This window comes from Comamonas granuli NBRC 101663 (assembly GCF_000739995.1).
Taxonomy (GTDB): domain Bacteria; phylum Pseudomonadota; class Gammaproteobacteria; order Burkholderiales; family Burkholderiaceae_C; genus Simplicispira; species Simplicispira granuli.
On the sequence record NZ_BBJX01000010.1, the window covers coordinates 98735 to 112241 of the forward strand.

22 protein-coding genes are annotated in these 13507 nt (G+C 66.2%); 19 read left to right on the top strand and 3 right to left on the bottom strand.

Annotated elements, in window-relative coordinates; translation table 11 throughout:
• The first annotated feature begins 8 nt into the window (after nucleotides 1–8).
• From CGR01S_RS11830 to CGR01S_RS11845, 5 genes are all read left to right on the top strand, one after another.
• A complete protein-coding gene (locus tag CGR01S_RS11830; RefSeq protein WP_156967564.1) occupies nucleotides 9–860 on the top strand; it encodes an OST-HTH/LOTUS domain-containing protein in 852 nt (283 codons plus the stop codon).
• An 89-nt stretch (nucleotides 861–949) separates the two neighbouring features.
• Nucleotides 950–1162, top strand: a complete 213-nt coding sequence (locus tag CGR01S_RS16480) for a hypothetical protein (protein ID WP_084690658.1) — start codon at nucleotides 950–952, stop codon at nucleotides 1160–1162.
• A complete protein-coding gene (locus CGR01S_RS11835; RefSeq protein WP_042427174.1) occupies nucleotides 1159–1629 on the top strand; it encodes a DUF2924 domain-containing protein in 471 nt (156 codons plus the stop codon). The genes CGR01S_RS16480 and CGR01S_RS11835 overlap by 4 nt, the downstream gene beginning before the upstream one ends.
• Complete coding sequence (locus CGR01S_RS11840) at nucleotides 1626–3038, top strand: recombinase family protein (protein WP_042427177.1); 1413 nt, start codon at nucleotides 1626–1628, stop codon at nucleotides 3036–3038. The genes CGR01S_RS11835 and CGR01S_RS11840 overlap by 4 nt, the downstream gene beginning before the upstream one ends.
• Nucleotides 3035–3499 carry a hypothetical protein gene (locus tag CGR01S_RS11845; RefSeq protein WP_042427181.1) on the top strand — a complete coding sequence of 155 codons (465 nt, stop codon included), beginning with the start codon at nucleotides 3035–3037 and terminating at the stop codon, nucleotides 3497–3499. The genes CGR01S_RS11840 and CGR01S_RS11845 overlap by 4 nt, the downstream gene beginning before the upstream one ends.
• 9 nt (nucleotides 3500–3508) lie before the next feature.
• On the opposite strand, the gene CGR01S_RS17130 is transcribed toward CGR01S_RS11845, so the two are convergent.
• From CGR01S_RS17130 to merT, 3 genes are read right to left on the bottom strand one after another with little or no spacing between them, the layout of a single operon-like run.
• Nucleotides 3509–3730 (bottom strand): GDCCVxC domain-containing (seleno)protein, encoded by a 222-nt coding sequence (locus CGR01S_RS17130; protein WP_084690659.1) that lies wholly within the window; start codon nucleotides 3728–3730, stop codon nucleotides 3509–3511.
• A complete protein-coding gene (gene merP / locus CGR01S_RS11850) occupies nucleotides 3727–4020 on the bottom strand; it encodes a mercury resistance system periplasmic binding protein MerP (RefSeq protein WP_042427184.1) in 294 nt (97 codons plus the stop codon). The genes CGR01S_RS17130 and merP overlap by 4 nt, the downstream gene beginning before the upstream one ends.
• A gap of 11 nt (nucleotides 4021–4031) precedes the next feature.
• The gene (merT, locus tag CGR01S_RS11855; protein WP_042427186.1) at nucleotides 4032–4406 is read right to left on the bottom strand and encodes a mercuric ion transporter MerT; all 375 of its coding nucleotides are present in this window, start codon (nucleotides 4404–4406) and stop codon (nucleotides 4032–4034) included.
• Nucleotides 4407–4447: 41 nt separating this feature from the next.
• Here merT and merR point away from each other — a divergent pair, with 41 nt between their 5' ends.
• From merR to CGR01S_RS11925, 14 genes are all read left to right on the top strand, one after another.
• On the top strand, nucleotides 4448–4861 hold the full coding sequence (gene merR / locus CGR01S_RS11860) for a mercury resistance transcriptional regulator MerR (RefSeq protein ID WP_042427189.1): 414 nt from the start codon (nucleotides 4448–4450) through the stop codon (nucleotides 4859–4861).
• A 31-nt stretch (nucleotides 4862–4892) separates the two neighbouring features.
• Nucleotides 4893–5309: a helix-turn-helix transcriptional regulator gene (locus CGR01S_RS17135; RefSeq protein ID WP_245616798.1), complete on the top strand. Its 417-nt coding sequence runs from the start codon at nucleotides 4893–4895 to the stop codon at nucleotides 5307–5309.
• An 11-nt stretch (nucleotides 5310–5320) separates the two neighbouring features.
• Nucleotides 5321–5800 carry a hypothetical protein gene (locus CGR01S_RS11870; RefSeq protein WP_042427192.1) on the top strand — a complete coding sequence of 160 codons (480 nt, stop codon included), beginning with the start codon at nucleotides 5321–5323 and terminating at the stop codon, nucleotides 5798–5800.
• A gap of 2 nt (nucleotides 5801–5802) precedes the next feature.
• Entirely contained in the window at nucleotides 5803–6084 is a 282-nt protein-coding gene (locus tag CGR01S_RS11875) for a hypothetical protein (RefSeq protein WP_042427195.1), read from the top strand.
• 2 nt (nucleotides 6085–6086) lie between these two features.
• Nucleotides 6087–6860: a BRO-N domain-containing protein gene (locus tag CGR01S_RS11880; RefSeq protein ID WP_042427198.1), complete on the top strand. Its 774-nt coding sequence runs from the start codon at nucleotides 6087–6089 to the stop codon at nucleotides 6858–6860.
• Nucleotides 6860–7714, top strand: coding sequence for an ATP-binding protein (locus CGR01S_RS11885; RefSeq protein WP_042427201.1), 855 nt, complete (start codon nucleotides 6860–6862; stop codon nucleotides 7712–7714). Before CGR01S_RS11880 ends, CGR01S_RS11885 begins: the two co-directional genes overlap by 1 nt.
• A 5-nt stretch (nucleotides 7715–7719) precedes the next feature.
• Nucleotides 7720–8355, top strand: coding sequence for a hypothetical protein (locus CGR01S_RS11890; protein ID WP_042427207.1), 636 nt, complete (start codon nucleotides 7720–7722; stop codon nucleotides 8353–8355).
• Between the two features lie 9 nt (nucleotides 8356–8364).
• Nucleotides 8365–8853 (top strand): DUF6511 domain-containing protein, encoded by a 489-nt coding sequence (locus CGR01S_RS11895; protein WP_042427210.1) that lies wholly within the window; start codon nucleotides 8365–8367, stop codon nucleotides 8851–8853.
• On the top strand, nucleotides 8850–9587 hold the full coding sequence (locus CGR01S_RS11900; RefSeq protein ID WP_042427213.1) for a PD-(D/E)XK nuclease family protein: 738 nt from the start codon (nucleotides 8850–8852) through the stop codon (nucleotides 9585–9587). Before CGR01S_RS11895 ends, CGR01S_RS11900 begins: the two co-directional genes overlap by 4 nt.
• Complete coding sequence (locus tag CGR01S_RS11905; RefSeq protein WP_042427216.1) at nucleotides 9584–9808, top strand: helix-turn-helix domain-containing protein; 225 nt, start codon at nucleotides 9584–9586, stop codon at nucleotides 9806–9808. Before CGR01S_RS11900 ends, CGR01S_RS11905 begins: the two co-directional genes overlap by 4 nt.
• Nucleotides 9801–12083, top strand: coding sequence for a phage/plasmid primase, P4 family (locus CGR01S_RS11910; protein WP_042427219.1), 2283 nt, complete (start codon nucleotides 9801–9803; stop codon nucleotides 12081–12083). The genes CGR01S_RS11905 and CGR01S_RS11910 overlap by 8 nt, the downstream gene beginning before the upstream one ends.
• Before the next feature lie 142 nt (nucleotides 12084–12225).
• The gene (locus CGR01S_RS11915; protein ID WP_042427222.1) at nucleotides 12226–12702 is read left to right on the top strand and encodes a crossover junction endodeoxyribonuclease RuvC; all 477 of its coding nucleotides are present in this window, start codon (nucleotides 12226–12228) and stop codon (nucleotides 12700–12702) included.
• 1 nt (nucleotide 12703) lies between these two features.
• The gene (locus CGR01S_RS11920) at nucleotides 12704–12913 is read left to right on the top strand and encodes a hypothetical protein (protein WP_042427224.1); all 210 of its coding nucleotides are present in this window, start codon (nucleotides 12704–12706) and stop codon (nucleotides 12911–12913) included.
• Nucleotides 12906–13304, top strand: a complete 399-nt coding sequence (locus CGR01S_RS11925; protein WP_042427227.1) for a DUF6362 family protein — start codon at nucleotides 12906–12908, stop codon at nucleotides 13302–13304. Before CGR01S_RS11920 ends, CGR01S_RS11925 begins: the two co-directional genes overlap by 8 nt.
• Nucleotides 13305–13507 lie beyond the last annotated feature (203 nt).

Sequence of the window (13507 nt, forward strand, 5' to 3'; positions counted from 1 at the left end):
ATCCATACATGACGACATTGCCCGCTGATGACGCGCTGCCGATGCAGCAACGTGAGGTTCAGCGATTGCTGGGGCGCTGCCTGCTGCGTCTGCAGCAGTACGAGAAGTTGATGAAAGCCATCGTGGCCCACCACGAAATCTCGGCTGCTGGATCACCGCTGGCGTCGAATCAGGAGCAGCGCATCGCGGATGCCGCCAGCAAAACGCTGGGCACCTTGGTCGGCACACTCCTCGGTTCGTATGTCACCACCGATGAGGTGGAGGATGCTTCCGAGCCCGATGCACGCGACGACATCATCTCGTTCAAGGTAAAGATGAGCCTGCGCATGTCGGCCGAGGATTACGACAGGACGCAGAATGACTTGAAGGAACTGGTGCTGCTACGGAACAACCTGGTGCACCATTTCATCGACCAGCACGACCTTTGGAGCCTGGACGGATGCCGTGGCGCGCATGACACCCTGACGGTCGCCTACGGTCGCATCGATCAGCGCTTCGAGCAACTGCGGGGCTGGGCCGAGCACATGGATCAGGCCCGACGTTTGGCGGCGGAATTCGCCCAGTCCGATGCCTTTCACGATCTGGTGATCCACGGCATCGCGCCGGATGGTTCGGTGGATTGGCCTGCCGCAGGGATCGTGCGCGCGCTGCGGGAAGCCACCGCTGAATTGGCCGTCGAGGGCTGGACGCCGGTTGCCTCGGCAGGACGCTGGATCGCAGAGCGGCTCCCTGAACACCTGCCCGCCAAGTACGGCTGCAGCAGTTGGCGGCAGGTCGTGCACGAATCTCGCCTGTTCGAGCTTCGATATCGTGATGCGGGCGGCCAGCGCGCGGCTTGGTATCGGCCCAAACAAGCATAGCGCCAGCCCCGCTCACACCCGCTAAATCACGTTACGCGAAGTGCCCTCGGTTAATAGCATGAGCAGCGTTTTCCATCGAAACGCCTGCCATGTCCGAACTCGAACCCATCTCCATTTCCCCGCCGTCTGACCGACCCCGGCACGCGCATCAGGAAATCGCCGATCTGCTGGCCGCAGCACTGCTGCGCCTGCGCGCGCGTCCGCCGCGCGACCCCAAAAACAGCGAGTGCGTTCGCCTTGGCTTCTCCCGCCAACAGCGCGTGAATGCGAACCCCGATCACCACCACGGAGTTCGCCCATGAAGGCACACGCACCATCCACCACCACCTCGGTCGCCGCCCAGGTCGCCGGTCTTCCCCATCTCTCGATGGATGATCTCTGGAAACTGTGGGACGAGCATTTCGACGAGCGGCCCGGCCACCATCATCGCGGCTGGCTGGAGAGCCGACTGGCCTACCGGATTCAGGAGCGCGCCTTCGGCGGCCTGAAACCCTCGCTGTGCAAGAAGCTCGAAGAGGTCGGCGAAACCGGCATCTTGCCCAAGCAACTGCGCGGCGACAGCCAACGTCTGCTGCCCGGCACCATCCTCACGCGCATCTACGACGACGTCGAGCATCGCGTGCTGGTGCGCGGCACGGGCGACTTCGAGTATCAGGGGCAACGCTTCAAGAGCCTGTCCGCGATTGCAGGCCACATCACCGGCAGCCATTGGTCTGGCCCGGTGTTCTTCGGCCTCAAATTGCCCGCATCGAAGAAGGTGACGGCATGAGTTCGCCGCGCGCCAACCCGCTGCCGCCGGTCACGCCGAAGAAGCGTTGCGCCGTCTACACCCGCAAATCCACCGACGAAGGGCTGGATCAGGAATACAACAGTCTCGAAGCGCAGCGCGACGCGGGCCTCGCCTTCATCGCCAGTCAGCGACACGAAGGCTGGATCGCCGTCGGCGACGGCTACGACGACGGCGGCTACTCCGGCGGCAACATGGATCGTCCCGCCTTGCGCCGCCTGATGGTCGACATCGAGGCCGGGAAGATCGACACCGTGGTCGTCTACAAGATCGACCGCCTCACGCGCAGCCTGCCGGACTTCGCCAAGCTGGTCGAGGTGTTCGACCGCAACGGCGTGTCCTTCGTCTCCGTCACCCAGCAGTTCAACACGACGACCTCGATGGGGCGGCTGACGCTCAACATCCTGCTGTCCTTCGCGCAGTTCGAGCGCGAAGTCACCGGCGAGCGCATCCGCGACAAGATCGCCGCCAGCAAGGCCAAAGGCATGTGGATGGGTGGCATCCCGCCCCTGGGCTACGACGTGGTCGAGCGCAAGCTCGTCGTCAACGAACGCGAGGCGGCTCTGGTGCGCGACATCTTCCGGCGCTACGCCGAGCATGGCTCGGCGGCGCGGCTGGTGCGCGAACTGGACATCGAAGGCCATACAACCAAGGCCTGGGTGACGCAGACCGGGCGCGAACGCTCGGGCCGCACCATCGACCAGCAGTACCTCTTCTCGATGCTGCGCAACCGCATCTACCTGGGGGAAATCCGCAACCACGGCACCTGGTATCCCGCCCAGCACGAAGCGATCGTGCCACAGGGTTTGTGGGACGCGGCGCATGCCTTCATCGAACGGCGCAAGCAAGCGCCGCGCGAGCACGCCGCCAAGCATCCGGCGCTGCTGGCGGGCCTGCTGTTCGCGCCCGACGGGCAGCGCATGCTGCACTCCTTCGTCAAAAAGAAGAACGGGCGGCAGTACCGCTACTACGTTCCCTACCTGCACAAGCGGCGCAATGCGGGCGCGAGTCTGTCGCCCGGTGCGTCGGACGTGGGTCATCTGCCCGCCGCCGAAATCGAGAACGCGGTGCTGGCGCAAATCCACGCGGCACTGTCGGCTCCGCAGATGCTGATCGCGGTCTGGCGCGCCTGCCAGCAACATCCCGCAGGTAGCACGCTCGACGAAGCGCAGGTGGTGGTGGCGATGCAGCGCATCGGCGACGTGTGGGCGCAGTTGTTCCCCGCCGAGCAGCAGCGCATCACGCGGCTGCTGATCGAGCGGGTGCAACTGCACGGGCACGGGCTGGACATCGTCTGGCGCGAGGACGGCTGGATCGGATTCGGTGCCGACATCGGCGCGCATCCGCTGGTCGAGGAATCCAGCGAGCAGGCCGAGGAAACGCTGGCATGAGCGCCGAGACCAATCCGCGCAAGCGCACCGTCCGCATCGAGGTCGGAGCCGACGCCCGCAGCTACGTCAGCGACGGCCAGCGCGTCACGCTGGTACCGCTGACGATCAAGCGCCGCCAGAACCGCAAACTGCTGATCCCGCCCGCGCCCGATGCTGCCACAGCGGCGGGCGGCTTCGACGTGCCGATGATCAAGACGCTCGGCAAGGCGTTCTACTGGAAGCGGCTGATCGACGAAGGCGTCTATCCGACGACCGCCGACCTGGCGCGCGCGCTGAAACTGGAGCCAGGCTGGGCGGCCGAGGTGCTGCGCATGACCATGCTGGCGCCGGACATCGTCGAGGCGATTTTCGAGGGCCGCCAGCCCCGGCATCTGAATCTGCACACGCTGCGTGGCCGCCAAGACCTGCTGCCTCGCGACTGGGGCGAGCAGCGTCGGCTGCTGGGCTTTCCTTCAGCTTGAGACTGGCGCTCAGCTGGCGCAACAACTACCTCTGCCACGCTCCTGGATTGGTGGGCACGGCACAGTGCCGTAGGAGCAATAGACGCAGCAGTCCCCGGGCTTGGGCTTGAGTATGGCGTGGCAGGCCTCGCACTCATAGAACCACTGGCACGCATCGGTAGGCATGGTCTCGGTTTTGGTGTGACCGCAATCCGGACAGGTCAACGTCGATTCCAGGACGACGGCACTCACTTCACGCTCCCGACCACCGTCGAGGGGTAGCCAGCATCCCGGGTCGCCCGCGTCAGCGCCTCTACATTGGCTCGCGCGTCGTCGAATGTCACGGTCGCCTCTCGTTTGTCGAGGTTCACGTCCGTATTGGCCACGCCAGGCACCTTGCCGAGCGCCTTCTTGACCGTAATCGGGCAGGCGGCGCAGTTCATGCCCGGCACTGACAGGGTGACGGTCTTTGTCGCGGCGATGGCTGGCACGCTCACGATCAGGGCGAGCGTCAGCGTTGGAAGTCCAAGCAGTCTCTTCATAAAATCTCCGTTCAGTAAAACCAGGGCGCGACCAGCGGGAAGCCGAGCGCCACGATCACCAGGGCGACCACGATCCCGAACAGCAGCTTGTAGCCACGCTGTACGCGCGGCACCGCGCACACTTGCCCGGGCTCGCAGGCCGGGGTTTTGGCCCAGATGCGTCTGCCTGCGAGAAACAACGCGATGAGCGCTGCGCCGATGAAGACGGGGCGGTAAGGTTCGAGCGCTGTGAGATTGCTGATCCAAGCGCCCGAGAAACCCAGGGAGATCAGCACCAATGGCCCGAGACAGCAGGTCGAGGCGAGGATGGCCGAGACGAATCCGGCCGCGAGCGCCGCACGGCCGCCTCCGGTACTGCCTTGCGCAGTTGGGGTGACTGGTTTCATGGAGTAAGCTTACTTCCGTACTTAAGTACGGAGTCAAGACCATGAACAGCACGCCCGAGATCGAGGCGATGACGATCGGCGCGCTGGCGCGCGCGGCTGGCGTCAATGTCGAAACCATCCGCTTCTACCAGCGCAAGGGGCTGCTGCCCGAACCAGATCGGCCGCAGGGAAGTATCCGCCGTTACGGCGCGAACGAGCTTGGCCGCGTCCGCTTCATCAAGTCGGCGCAGCGGCTGGGCTTCAGTCTCGACGAGGTATCCGAACTGCTCAAGCTCGAGGACGGATCGCACTGCGCCGAGGCGCGTGCGCAGGCTCAGCGCAAACTCGTTGACGTTCGCGAGCGACTGAATGACCTGCAGCGCATCGAAGCGGTGCTGTCCGAGCTCGTGCAGCGCTGCGATGCCGTCCGTGGCCGGGTGCGCTGCCCCTTGATCGCCGCCTTGCAGACGGAGTGACACGCAGCCATCCCTTGACTGATCCTCGACGATGACGGCGGGCCTTGTGCCCGCCGTTTTCGTATCCAGCGAGAACTTTGGCGAACCCGAAGTTCCCGCGTGGTTCGCCATTGCGTCCCTTAAAGGTTCGCCACCCGAAGTCTGGAATGACACCTGTTCCTCAACAACGCAACAGGAGCGTTCCATGCAGACAGCAGCAAGCAGTATCCCCCGGTCGCCACAGCAGGCGATCAACAGCCTCTCACCCGGCGACCGCCGGGTGCTCAACGAAAACGAACTGGCCCAGCGGTGGGGCGTCAGCCCCAAGACCCTGCAACGCTGGCGCAGCGAAGGCCGCGGCCCGCGTTACCTGAAGCTGTCCAAGCGCGTCGGCTATCCCGTGGACGCGGTCATCGAGTTCGAGCGTCAGGCGCTGCACGACTCGACGTCCGAGCGCGCGGCGGTCTGAGGAGCGATGCCATGAACGACATCACCCTCTTTCCCGCCGACATCGCCGCGATGTCCGTCGGCCAACTGGCCGCGTTGCCCGCCGTGCAGAAGGCCGAGATCGACAAGAACCTCGACGAGGCCCTCGACTGGCTCAAGAAGGCCCGCACCAAGTTCGACGCGGCGCTCGATGCCGCCTACGGCGAGCAGGCCCGCACGGCACTGCGCGATTCGGGCCGCGACTTCGGCACCGTGCACCTCGACGACGGCCAGCTGCGCATCAAGTTCGAGCTGCCCAAGAAGGTCAGTTGGGATCAGAAGCAACTGGCAGAAATCGCCGAGCGCATCGTGGCCTCGGGCGAGAAGGTCGAGGGCTACCTCGACATCAAGTTGTCCGTCTCCGAATCCCGCTTCACGAACTGGCCTCCGGCGCTCCAGCAGCAGTTCGCCGCCGCTCGCACCGTGGATTCCGGCAAGCCGTCCTTCACCCTTTCTCTCGATTCGGAGCACTGATCATGAGCACCAGCCTCATCGCTTCGCTGCGCAAGCAGCTGCCGTCCATCTACGGCGAATACCTTCCCGACGACATCCGCTACCGCGATGCCGACGGCCACGACGTCGTCGTGGCGCTCGACGCGGCCACGGTGGACGAACTGGCCTTCGCCATCCAGACCGCCAACGCCGAAGCCCTGGCGCTCGGCCGCCGCCGCACCGCACTGGAGGAACTCCACACCGAGGCGCGCAAGCGCGCCGCGCGCGGGGCCGACCGCATCGTCGACGTCGCGTGGGAGGACTGATCATGAGCGCGATCATTCCCTTCCAGTTCGAGGCGCACGCCATGCGCGTGCAGGTCGACGACGCGGGCCTGCCATGGTTCAACGCCAGCGACGTCTGCGACGCATTGGAGATGGGCAACCCGTCTCAGGCGATCAAGTCGCACGTCGATGCCGATGACCTCCAGAAATTGGAGGTCATCGACAACCTCGGGCGCACGCAGCGCGCCAACCACGTCAACGAATCGGGCCTCTACGCCCTGATCCTCGGCAGCACCAAGGACGCCGCGAAACGCTTCAAACGCTGGGTGACCGGCGAGGTGCTGCCCGCGATCCGCAAGACCGGCGCGTACTCCACCCCCGGCACGCTGGCTTCCTTGCCCGCGCCGACCCACGACCGCGTGAGCGCGATCCTGCTGATCGGCGAGGCGGTCGCCAAGGTGCCGGGCGTGAAGACCGGCATTGCGATGGCGGCGACGTTGACCTGCATTCAGGAGAACACTGGCCTCACCACTGAGGTGCTGCGCCGCGCCCTTCCAGCCAAGAGCGCTGCCGCCAACGAGCCGATCTGCTCGCTCAACGCCACCCAGCTCGGCAAGCTGCTCAACCGCTCGGCCAAGGCCACGAACCAGTTGCTGGCATCACACGGCTTCCAGTTCCGCAACGACCGCGACGAATGGGAACTGACCGAGGTCGGTGAAGCATGGGCCGAGGCCATGCCGTACTCGCGCAACGGCCACAGCGGCTACCAGATTCTCTGGAATCCCGCCGTCGCCGAGCAGTTGAAGGAGGTGGCGTGATGAGCCTCCCGATCATCTCCGCGCAGCAGCGCATGGCCGAACGCAAGGGCGTCAAGCTCCTGATGCTCGGCAAATCCGGCATCGGCAAGACCACCCGGCTCAAAGATCTCGATCCGGCCACCACCCTGTTCCTCGACATCGAGGCCGGTGATCTCGCCGTGGCCGACTGGCCGGGCGACACCATCCGTCCGGCATCGTGGCCGGAGTCGCGCGATTTCTTCGTGTTCCTCGCCGGGCCGGACAAGGCCCTGCCGCCGGAGGCCGCGTTCTCGCAGGCGCACTACGACCACGTCGTCGAGAAGTTCGGCGATCCGGCGCAGCTCGACCGCTACCAGACCTTCTTCCTCGACTCGATCACGCAGCTCTCGCGTCAGTGCTTCGCGTGGTGCAAGACGCAACCGGGGGCGGTCAGCGACCGAACCGGCAAGCCCGACATGCGCGGCGCTTACGGCCTGCTCGGTCAGGAGATGGTCAGCGCCTTGACCCACCTGCAACACGCGCGCGGCAAGAACGTGGTGTTCGTCGCCATCCTCGACGAACGGCTCGACGACTACAACCGCAAGGTGTTCGTGCCGCAGATCGAGGGCAGCAAGACCAGCCTCGAACTGCCCGGCATCGTCGACGAGGTCGTGACGCTGGCCGAGATCAAGGCCGAGGACGGCAGCGCCTACCGCGCCTTCGTCACCCACACCGTCAATCCCTACGGCTACCCGGCAAAAGACCGCAGCGGTCGTCTCGAACTGCTCGAACCGCCGGACCTGAGCGCGCTGATCGCCAAGTGCGCGGGCGCAGCCATGTCCGCAAGCGCCGCCGCCCATTCCGCCATTCCCGCATCTCACGAATCTCAGGAGTAATCGCCATGACCACGCAGAACTGGAACGACTTCAACGACGCCGAACAGCAACAGGGCTTCGACCTCATCCCCAAGGGCACGCTGGTGCCTGTGCGCATGACCATCAAGCCCGGTGGCCACGACGATCCGGCGCAGGGCTGGACGGGCGGCTACGCCACCGAATCCTTCGAGACCGGCGCGATCTACCTCGCCGCCGAGTTCGTCGTCACTGGCGGCGAGCATGCCAAACGCAAGATGTGGTCGAACATCGGCCTGCACTCGAAGAAGGGCCCGACCTGGGGCCAGATGGGGCGCAGCTTCATCCGCGCCGTCCTCAACAGCGCGCGCAACGTCCATCCGCAGGACAACAGCCCGCAAGCCGCCGCCGCGCGCCGCATCCAGGGCTTCCACGAACTGGACGGCATCGAGTTCCTCGCCCGCGTGGACGTCGAGAAGGACACCAAGGGTCTGGATCGCAACGTCGTCAAGCTCGCGGTCGAACCCGACCACCCCGAGTACGCCAAGCTCATGGGCGTGCCGCCCAAGGCCAAGACCGGCGGCGGCACCTCGGGCGCTCCGGCGCAAGCCACGCCTCCCCATGCAGCTACCACGCCCGCGCCTCAGCGCGCGCCGGTGACCGGCAAGCCCGCTTGGGCGCAGTGAGGGGGGTGGATGAAATGCTGGGTCTGCAAACGACAGGCGCGCGGCTACGGCCACACCGATGGCCGGTTCAAGACCGCCGATCCGCGCCGCTACGTGATCGACTGGGTGTTCTGCTCGCGCCGCTGCCAGGACGCCTTTCACATGCTCTACGGCAACTGGACGCGCGCGAAGGAAGGCCGCGTCGGCATCGGGGAGGTCTCCATGATCGATCCCTCTGATGTCGAACTGGCCGCGATGCGCAAATGCCTCAAGGCCTTCGGCGAGGCGGCGGACGAGATCGGCTTCGGCAAGCCCCTGGGCGACTACGCGGAAGCCGAGGCGATGCGCGTCATCGACGCCATCGTCACCTGCTACACGGAAGCGATGGTCGAGCACCACGAGGCAACCAAGTTCCCGCCCGTGCGCGGCATGGTTCCGACGCGCGACCCGATGGCCAATCCCTTGGCCGATCTGGAGGACGACCTTCCCTGGGAAGAGCCGAAAGGGAGGAAGCCATGATGGATTTCAATTCCTCGTCCAGCCTGTCCGGCCAGATCACGGCACTGGTCGATCTCGGCATGCAACGCGTCCGCGCGCAGCAGCCCGCGCGCGACTACCTCGGCGCGTCGCGTCTGGGCGCGGCGTGCGAGCGCGCCTTGCAGTTCGAGTACGCCAAGGCTCCGGTCGATCATGGGCGCGACACCGAAGGCCGGATGCTGCGCATCTTCGAGCGTGGCCACGTCATGGAGGACTGCATGGTGGCGTGGCTGCGCGACGCGGGCTTCGACCTGCGCACGCGCAAGCCCGACGGCGGGCAGTTCGGCTTCTCCGACGCGCACGGTCGGCTGCGCGGTCACGTCGATGGCGTGATCGTCGGCGGGCCGGAAGGCTTTCGCTATCCCGCGCTGTGGGAGAACAAATGCCTCGGCACGAAGTCGTGGCGCGAGCTGGAGACCAAAGGCCTCGCGGTGGCCAAGCCGGTGTACGCGGCGCAGGTCGCGCTGTATCAGGCGCATCTGCAACTGCATGAACACCCGGCGCTGTTCACCGCGATCAATGCCGACTCGATGGAGATCTACGTCGAGTTGGTGCCCTTCGACGCCGCGCTCGCACAGCGCATGACCGACCGTGCGGTCAAGGTCATCTCCGCGACCGAAGCCGGAGAACTACTGCCACGAGGCTTCAACGACGCCACCCACTTCGAGTGCCGCATGTGCGCGTGGCAAGACCGCTGCTGGAGGACACCGGCATGAGCCAATCCCCGATGAACCAGTTGCTCGGAGAGCAACTGATCGACGTGCGCCAGGCCGCGCTGATGTTCAACCTGCCGTCGTACTGGCTCTCCCAAGCCAAGGAACGCAAGGCACGCCGCATCCCGCACTACCGTGTCGGCAAGCTCGTTCGCTTCAAGCCTGCGGAGCTGGAAGCGTGGATCGTCGCGCAGCAGCCCGGCGAGGAGGCTGTGGATGCTTGATTTCAACGACACGCAGACGCCCGTTCCTCGTGACCTCGATGCTGAACGCGAAGCGATCCGCGTCGAACTACTCGTCCGGCTGGAATCGGTGCTGGCCGCGCTGTTCCCGGCAGGCAAGAAGCGCGGTGGCAAGTTCCTCGTCGGCGACGTGCTCGGCAGCCCGGGCGACAGCCTGGAGATCGTGCTCACCGGCGACAAGGCGGGCCTGTGGACGGATCGCGCCACGGGCGACGGCGGCGACATCTTCACGCTGATCGCCGCGCACCTCGGCATCGATGCCCACACCGACTTCCCGCGCGTGCTCGATGCGGCGACCGAACTGCTCGGACGCGCTCCGGCGGCACCGGCGCGCAAATCGAAAAAGGAAGCCCCCGTCGACGACCTCGGCCCAGCCACCGCGAAGTGGGACTACCTCGACGCCTCCGGCAAGCTGATCGCGGTCGTCTACCGCTACGACCCGCCCGGACGCAAGAAGGAGTTCCGCCCGTGGGACGCGCGCCGCCGCAAGATGGCTCCGCCCGATCCGCGCCCGCTCTACAACCAGCCGGGCATGACCAGCGCCACGCAGGTGGTCTTGGTCGAAGGCGAGAAATGCGCGCAGGCGCTGATCGAGGCGGGTGTCGTTGCGACGACGGCGATGCACGGGGCGAACGCCCCGGTCGAGAAAACCGACTGGTCGCCACTGGCGGGCAAGGCCGTGCTGGTCTGGCCCGACCGCGACAAGCCGGGCTGGGAGTACGCGACGCAAGCGGCGCAGGCCATCCTGTCGGCCGGCGCGAAGACCTGCCACATCCTGTACCCGCCCGAGGAAGCGGCGGACGGCTGGGACGCGGCGGACGCCGTGATGGAGGGCTTTGACGTCGCGGCCTTCCTCACCCACGGCCCGCGTCTCCAGATGCACGACGTCGCCGACGACGCCGAGCCGGTGGTCAGCAGCGACGAATCGGTGTGGGGCACGGAGGATGCGCTGGCGTTGGCCTTCACGCGGCGCTACCACCGCGACTGGCGCTACGTCGCGGCGTGGGGCCGCTGGCTGGTGTGGGACGGGCACCGCTGGCGCACCGAGGACACGCTCGCAGCCACCGACCTGATCCGCAGCGTCTGCCGTCACGCCGCCGTCCACGCCGACAACCCCAAGATTGCCGCCAAGCTGGCCAGCTCGGGCACGGTCGGCGGCGTGGAACGGCTGGCGCGCGCTGATCGCAGACACGCGGCAACTACCGCCGAATGGGATGCCGATCCGTGGCTGCTCAACACGCCCGGCGGCGTGGTCGATCTCAAGACTGGCAGGCAGCGTGCGCACGACCGCGCCGACCGGATGACCAAGGTCACCACGGCCACGCCTGGTGGCGACTGCCCGATCTGGCGGCAGTTCCTGGTGGAGATCACCGGCGACGACGCCGAGCTGCAAGCCTACCTGCAACGGATGGCGGGCTACACGCTCACCGGCTCGACGCAGGAACATGCGCTGTTCTTCCTGTACGGCACGGGCGCGAACGGCAAGTCGGTGTTCGTCAACACGCTGGCCACGATCCTCGGCGACTACGCGGCCAACGCGCCGATGGACACTTTCATGGAGACGCGCACCGACCGGCACCCGACCGACATGGCGGGCCTGCGCGGCGCGCGCTTCGTGGCCGCCATCGAAACCGAGCAAGGGCGGCGCTGGGCCGAATCGAAGGTCAAGAACCTCACAGGCGGAGACAAGATCTCCGCGCGCTTCATGCGGCAGGACTTCTTCGAGTTCTTCCCGCAGTTCAAGCTGGTCGTGGCGGGCAACCACAAGCCCGCCATTCGCAACATCGACGAAGCGATGAAGCGGCGGCTGCACCTGATCCCGTTCACGATCACCGTGCCGCCCGAGCGCCGCGACAAGCATCTCCAGCAGAAGCTTTTGGCCGAGCGCGACGGCATCTTGGCGTGGGCGGTTCAGGGCTGTCTGGACTGGCAGCGTCTGGGCCGCCTCGATCCGCCGCAGCAGGTGCTCGAAGCGACCGAGGAGTATTTCGAGGCCGAGGACGCGCTGGGCCGCTGGCTTGACGAACGCTGCGTGCGCGAAGCCAACGCGAAGTCGCTGACCGCCGAACTGTTCAACGACTGGAAGCAGTGGGCCGATTCCGCTGGCGAGTTCATCGGCTCGCAGAAGCGGTTCTCCGATCTGCTCATCACCCGTGGCGTCGAGAAGTGGCGCAACACAGCGGGCCTGCGCGGCTTCCGTGGCGTGGGCCTCAAACATCCGCCCACGGCCGCTTACACCCCTTACGCCGACAACTGACCGCCATGCCGACACACCCGACTGACGGATTTGACGGACTACGTCGTAACTCCTACGCGCGCGTGCGCGCACACGCACCTCACGGGGAGTTTCGATGTGATCCGTCCGATCCGTCAGTCCGCACCGAACAAGGACTGCAAACATGACCACGACCATCCTCGCCCTCGACTTGGGCACCATCACGGGCTGGGCGCTGCGCGGCAGCGACGGCAGCATCACCAGCGGCAGCGAGAGCTTCCGTCCGCAACGCTTCGAAGGCGGCGGCATGCGCTTCCTGCGCTTCAAGCGTTGGCTCACGGAACTGAAGGCCGTGGCCGACGGCATCGACACGCTGCACTTCGAGGAGGTGCGCCGCCACGTTTCGACCGACGCGGCGCACGCCTACGGCGGCTTCCTCGCCACGCTCACCGCGTGGTGCGAGCACCACCAGATTCCGTATCAGGGCGTGCCGGTCGGCACGATCAAGAAGCACGCCACCGGCAAAGGCAACGCGGGCAAAGACGAGGTGACTGCCTCCGTCACCGCGCGCGGCCACGCGCCCGGCGATGACAACGAAGCCGACGCACTGGCGCTGCTGCACTGGGCCATCGCACAGCACGATCTGGAACGGGAGGATTGAGATGAAGATTCCCACGCCCACCTATCGCTGCCCGTTGGGCCGCGTGCAACCCGAGATCACCGACCTCGAGGCGATGAAGCAACGCGGCTGGCGCGACCAGCACATCCTTGTCGTCAACGCCGCCGACGAACGCCTCGACTTCATCGAGCGCGAGTTCGTGCGGCGCATCGGCGAACGCCTCTACGGACAGGGAGGCGCACGTCATGGCTGATCGTCGCGCTGCTTGGACAATCGAAGACGTCGCCGCGCGCTTCGAGGAAGCGGCCAGCACCGGACGACGCCTGCCGCCCGTGCGCGTGCAGGGCTACTTCAACACCTGGCCGATCATCGTGCGCAAGGAGTGGGAAGCCTTCGCGGCCGACGAGACGGTCTATCGACCGTACCCGCCCAGCCCGGACGCCATCGAGCGGATGCTGGAGACGATGAAGTGGGTGCAGTGGCTGGAGGTCGAGCAGCGCCACCTCGTGTGGATGCGGGCCAAGCGCTACGGCTGGCGCGACATCACGATCCGCTTCGCCTGCGACCGCACGACGGCATGGCGGCGCTGGCAGCGCGCCTTGCAGACGGTCACCGACCAGCTCAATGGCGTCGTCACTGCGTAGGGATTTGGCGTGATTTGGCGCAGGTGGTCGGCAATGCGCGGGCATCGGCGGCATTGAGCGGTTTTTGACCCCGCAACAAATCAGCCCGGTCGGGGGTAGTATTTCAGCTATCTTCTGGACAGCGGCGACGGCGCGGCGAGCGGCCCGAGGCAAAAGGGGTCCTTCCTGCCGAAATCGCAATGCGGGGGGCGCGAGCGCGGCGC

What these genes read in the sequence shown, in the direction of transcription:
- CGR01S_RS11830 (WP_156967564.1), top strand. Translation starts at nt 9, where the DNA reads ATGACGACATTGCCCGCTGATGACGCGCTGCCGATGCAGCAACGTGAG.
- CGR01S_RS16480 (WP_084690658.1), top strand. Translation starts at nt 950, where the DNA reads ATGTCCGAACTCGAACCCATCTCCATTTCCCCGCCGTCTGACCGACCC.
- CGR01S_RS11835 (WP_042427174.1), top strand. Translation starts at nt 1,159, where the DNA reads ATGAAGGCACACGCACCATCCACCACCACCTCGGTCGCCGCCCAGGTC.
- CGR01S_RS11840 (WP_042427177.1), top strand. Translation starts at nt 1,626, where the DNA reads ATGAGTTCGCCGCGCGCCAACCCGCTGCCGCCGGTCACGCCGAAGAAG.
- CGR01S_RS11845 (WP_042427181.1), top strand. Translation starts at nt 3,035, where the DNA reads ATGAGCGCCGAGACCAATCCGCGCAAGCGCACCGTCCGCATCGAGGTC.
- merP (WP_042427184.1), bottom strand. Translation starts at nt 4,020, where the DNA reads ATGAAGAGACTGCTTGGACTTCCAACGCTGACGCTCGCCCTGATCGTG.
- merT (WP_042427186.1), bottom strand. Translation starts at nt 4,406, where the DNA reads ATGAAACCAGTCACCCCAACTGCGCAAGGCAGTACCGGAGGCGGCCGT.
- merR (WP_042427189.1), top strand. Translation starts at nt 4,448, where the DNA reads ATGAACAGCACGCCCGAGATCGAGGCGATGACGATCGGCGCGCTGGCG.
- CGR01S_RS17135 (WP_245616798.1), top strand. Translation starts at nt 4,893, where the DNA reads ATGACGGCGGGCCTTGTGCCCGCCGTTTTCGTATCCAGCGAGAACTTT.
- CGR01S_RS11870 (WP_042427192.1), top strand. Translation starts at nt 5,321, where the DNA reads ATGAACGACATCACCCTCTTTCCCGCCGACATCGCCGCGATGTCCGTC.
- CGR01S_RS11875 (WP_042427195.1), top strand. Translation starts at nt 5,803, where the DNA reads ATGAGCACCAGCCTCATCGCTTCGCTGCGCAAGCAGCTGCCGTCCATC.
- CGR01S_RS11880 (WP_042427198.1), top strand. Translation starts at nt 6,087, where the DNA reads ATGAGCGCGATCATTCCCTTCCAGTTCGAGGCGCACGCCATGCGCGTG.
- CGR01S_RS11885 (WP_042427201.1), top strand. Translation starts at nt 6,860, where the DNA reads ATGAGCCTCCCGATCATCTCCGCGCAGCAGCGCATGGCCGAACGCAAG.
- CGR01S_RS11890 (WP_042427207.1), top strand. Translation starts at nt 7,720, where the DNA reads ATGACCACGCAGAACTGGAACGACTTCAACGACGCCGAACAGCAACAG.
- CGR01S_RS11895 (WP_042427210.1), top strand. Translation starts at nt 8,365, where the DNA reads ATGAAATGCTGGGTCTGCAAACGACAGGCGCGCGGCTACGGCCACACC.
- CGR01S_RS11900 (WP_042427213.1), top strand. Translation starts at nt 8,850, where the DNA reads ATGATGGATTTCAATTCCTCGTCCAGCCTGTCCGGCCAGATCACGGCA.
- CGR01S_RS11905 (WP_042427216.1), top strand. Translation starts at nt 9,584, where the DNA reads ATGAGCCAATCCCCGATGAACCAGTTGCTCGGAGAGCAACTGATCGAC.
- CGR01S_RS11910 (WP_042427219.1), top strand. Translation starts at nt 9,801, where the DNA reads ATGCTTGATTTCAACGACACGCAGACGCCCGTTCCTCGTGACCTCGAT.
- CGR01S_RS11915 (WP_042427222.1), top strand. Translation starts at nt 12,226, where the DNA reads ATGACCACGACCATCCTCGCCCTCGACTTGGGCACCATCACGGGCTGG.
- CGR01S_RS11920 (WP_042427224.1), top strand. Translation starts at nt 12,704, where the DNA reads ATGAAGATTCCCACGCCCACCTATCGCTGCCCGTTGGGCCGCGTGCAA.
- CGR01S_RS11925 (WP_042427227.1), top strand. Translation starts at nt 12,906, where the DNA reads ATGGCTGATCGTCGCGCTGCTTGGACAATCGAAGACGTCGCCGCGCGC.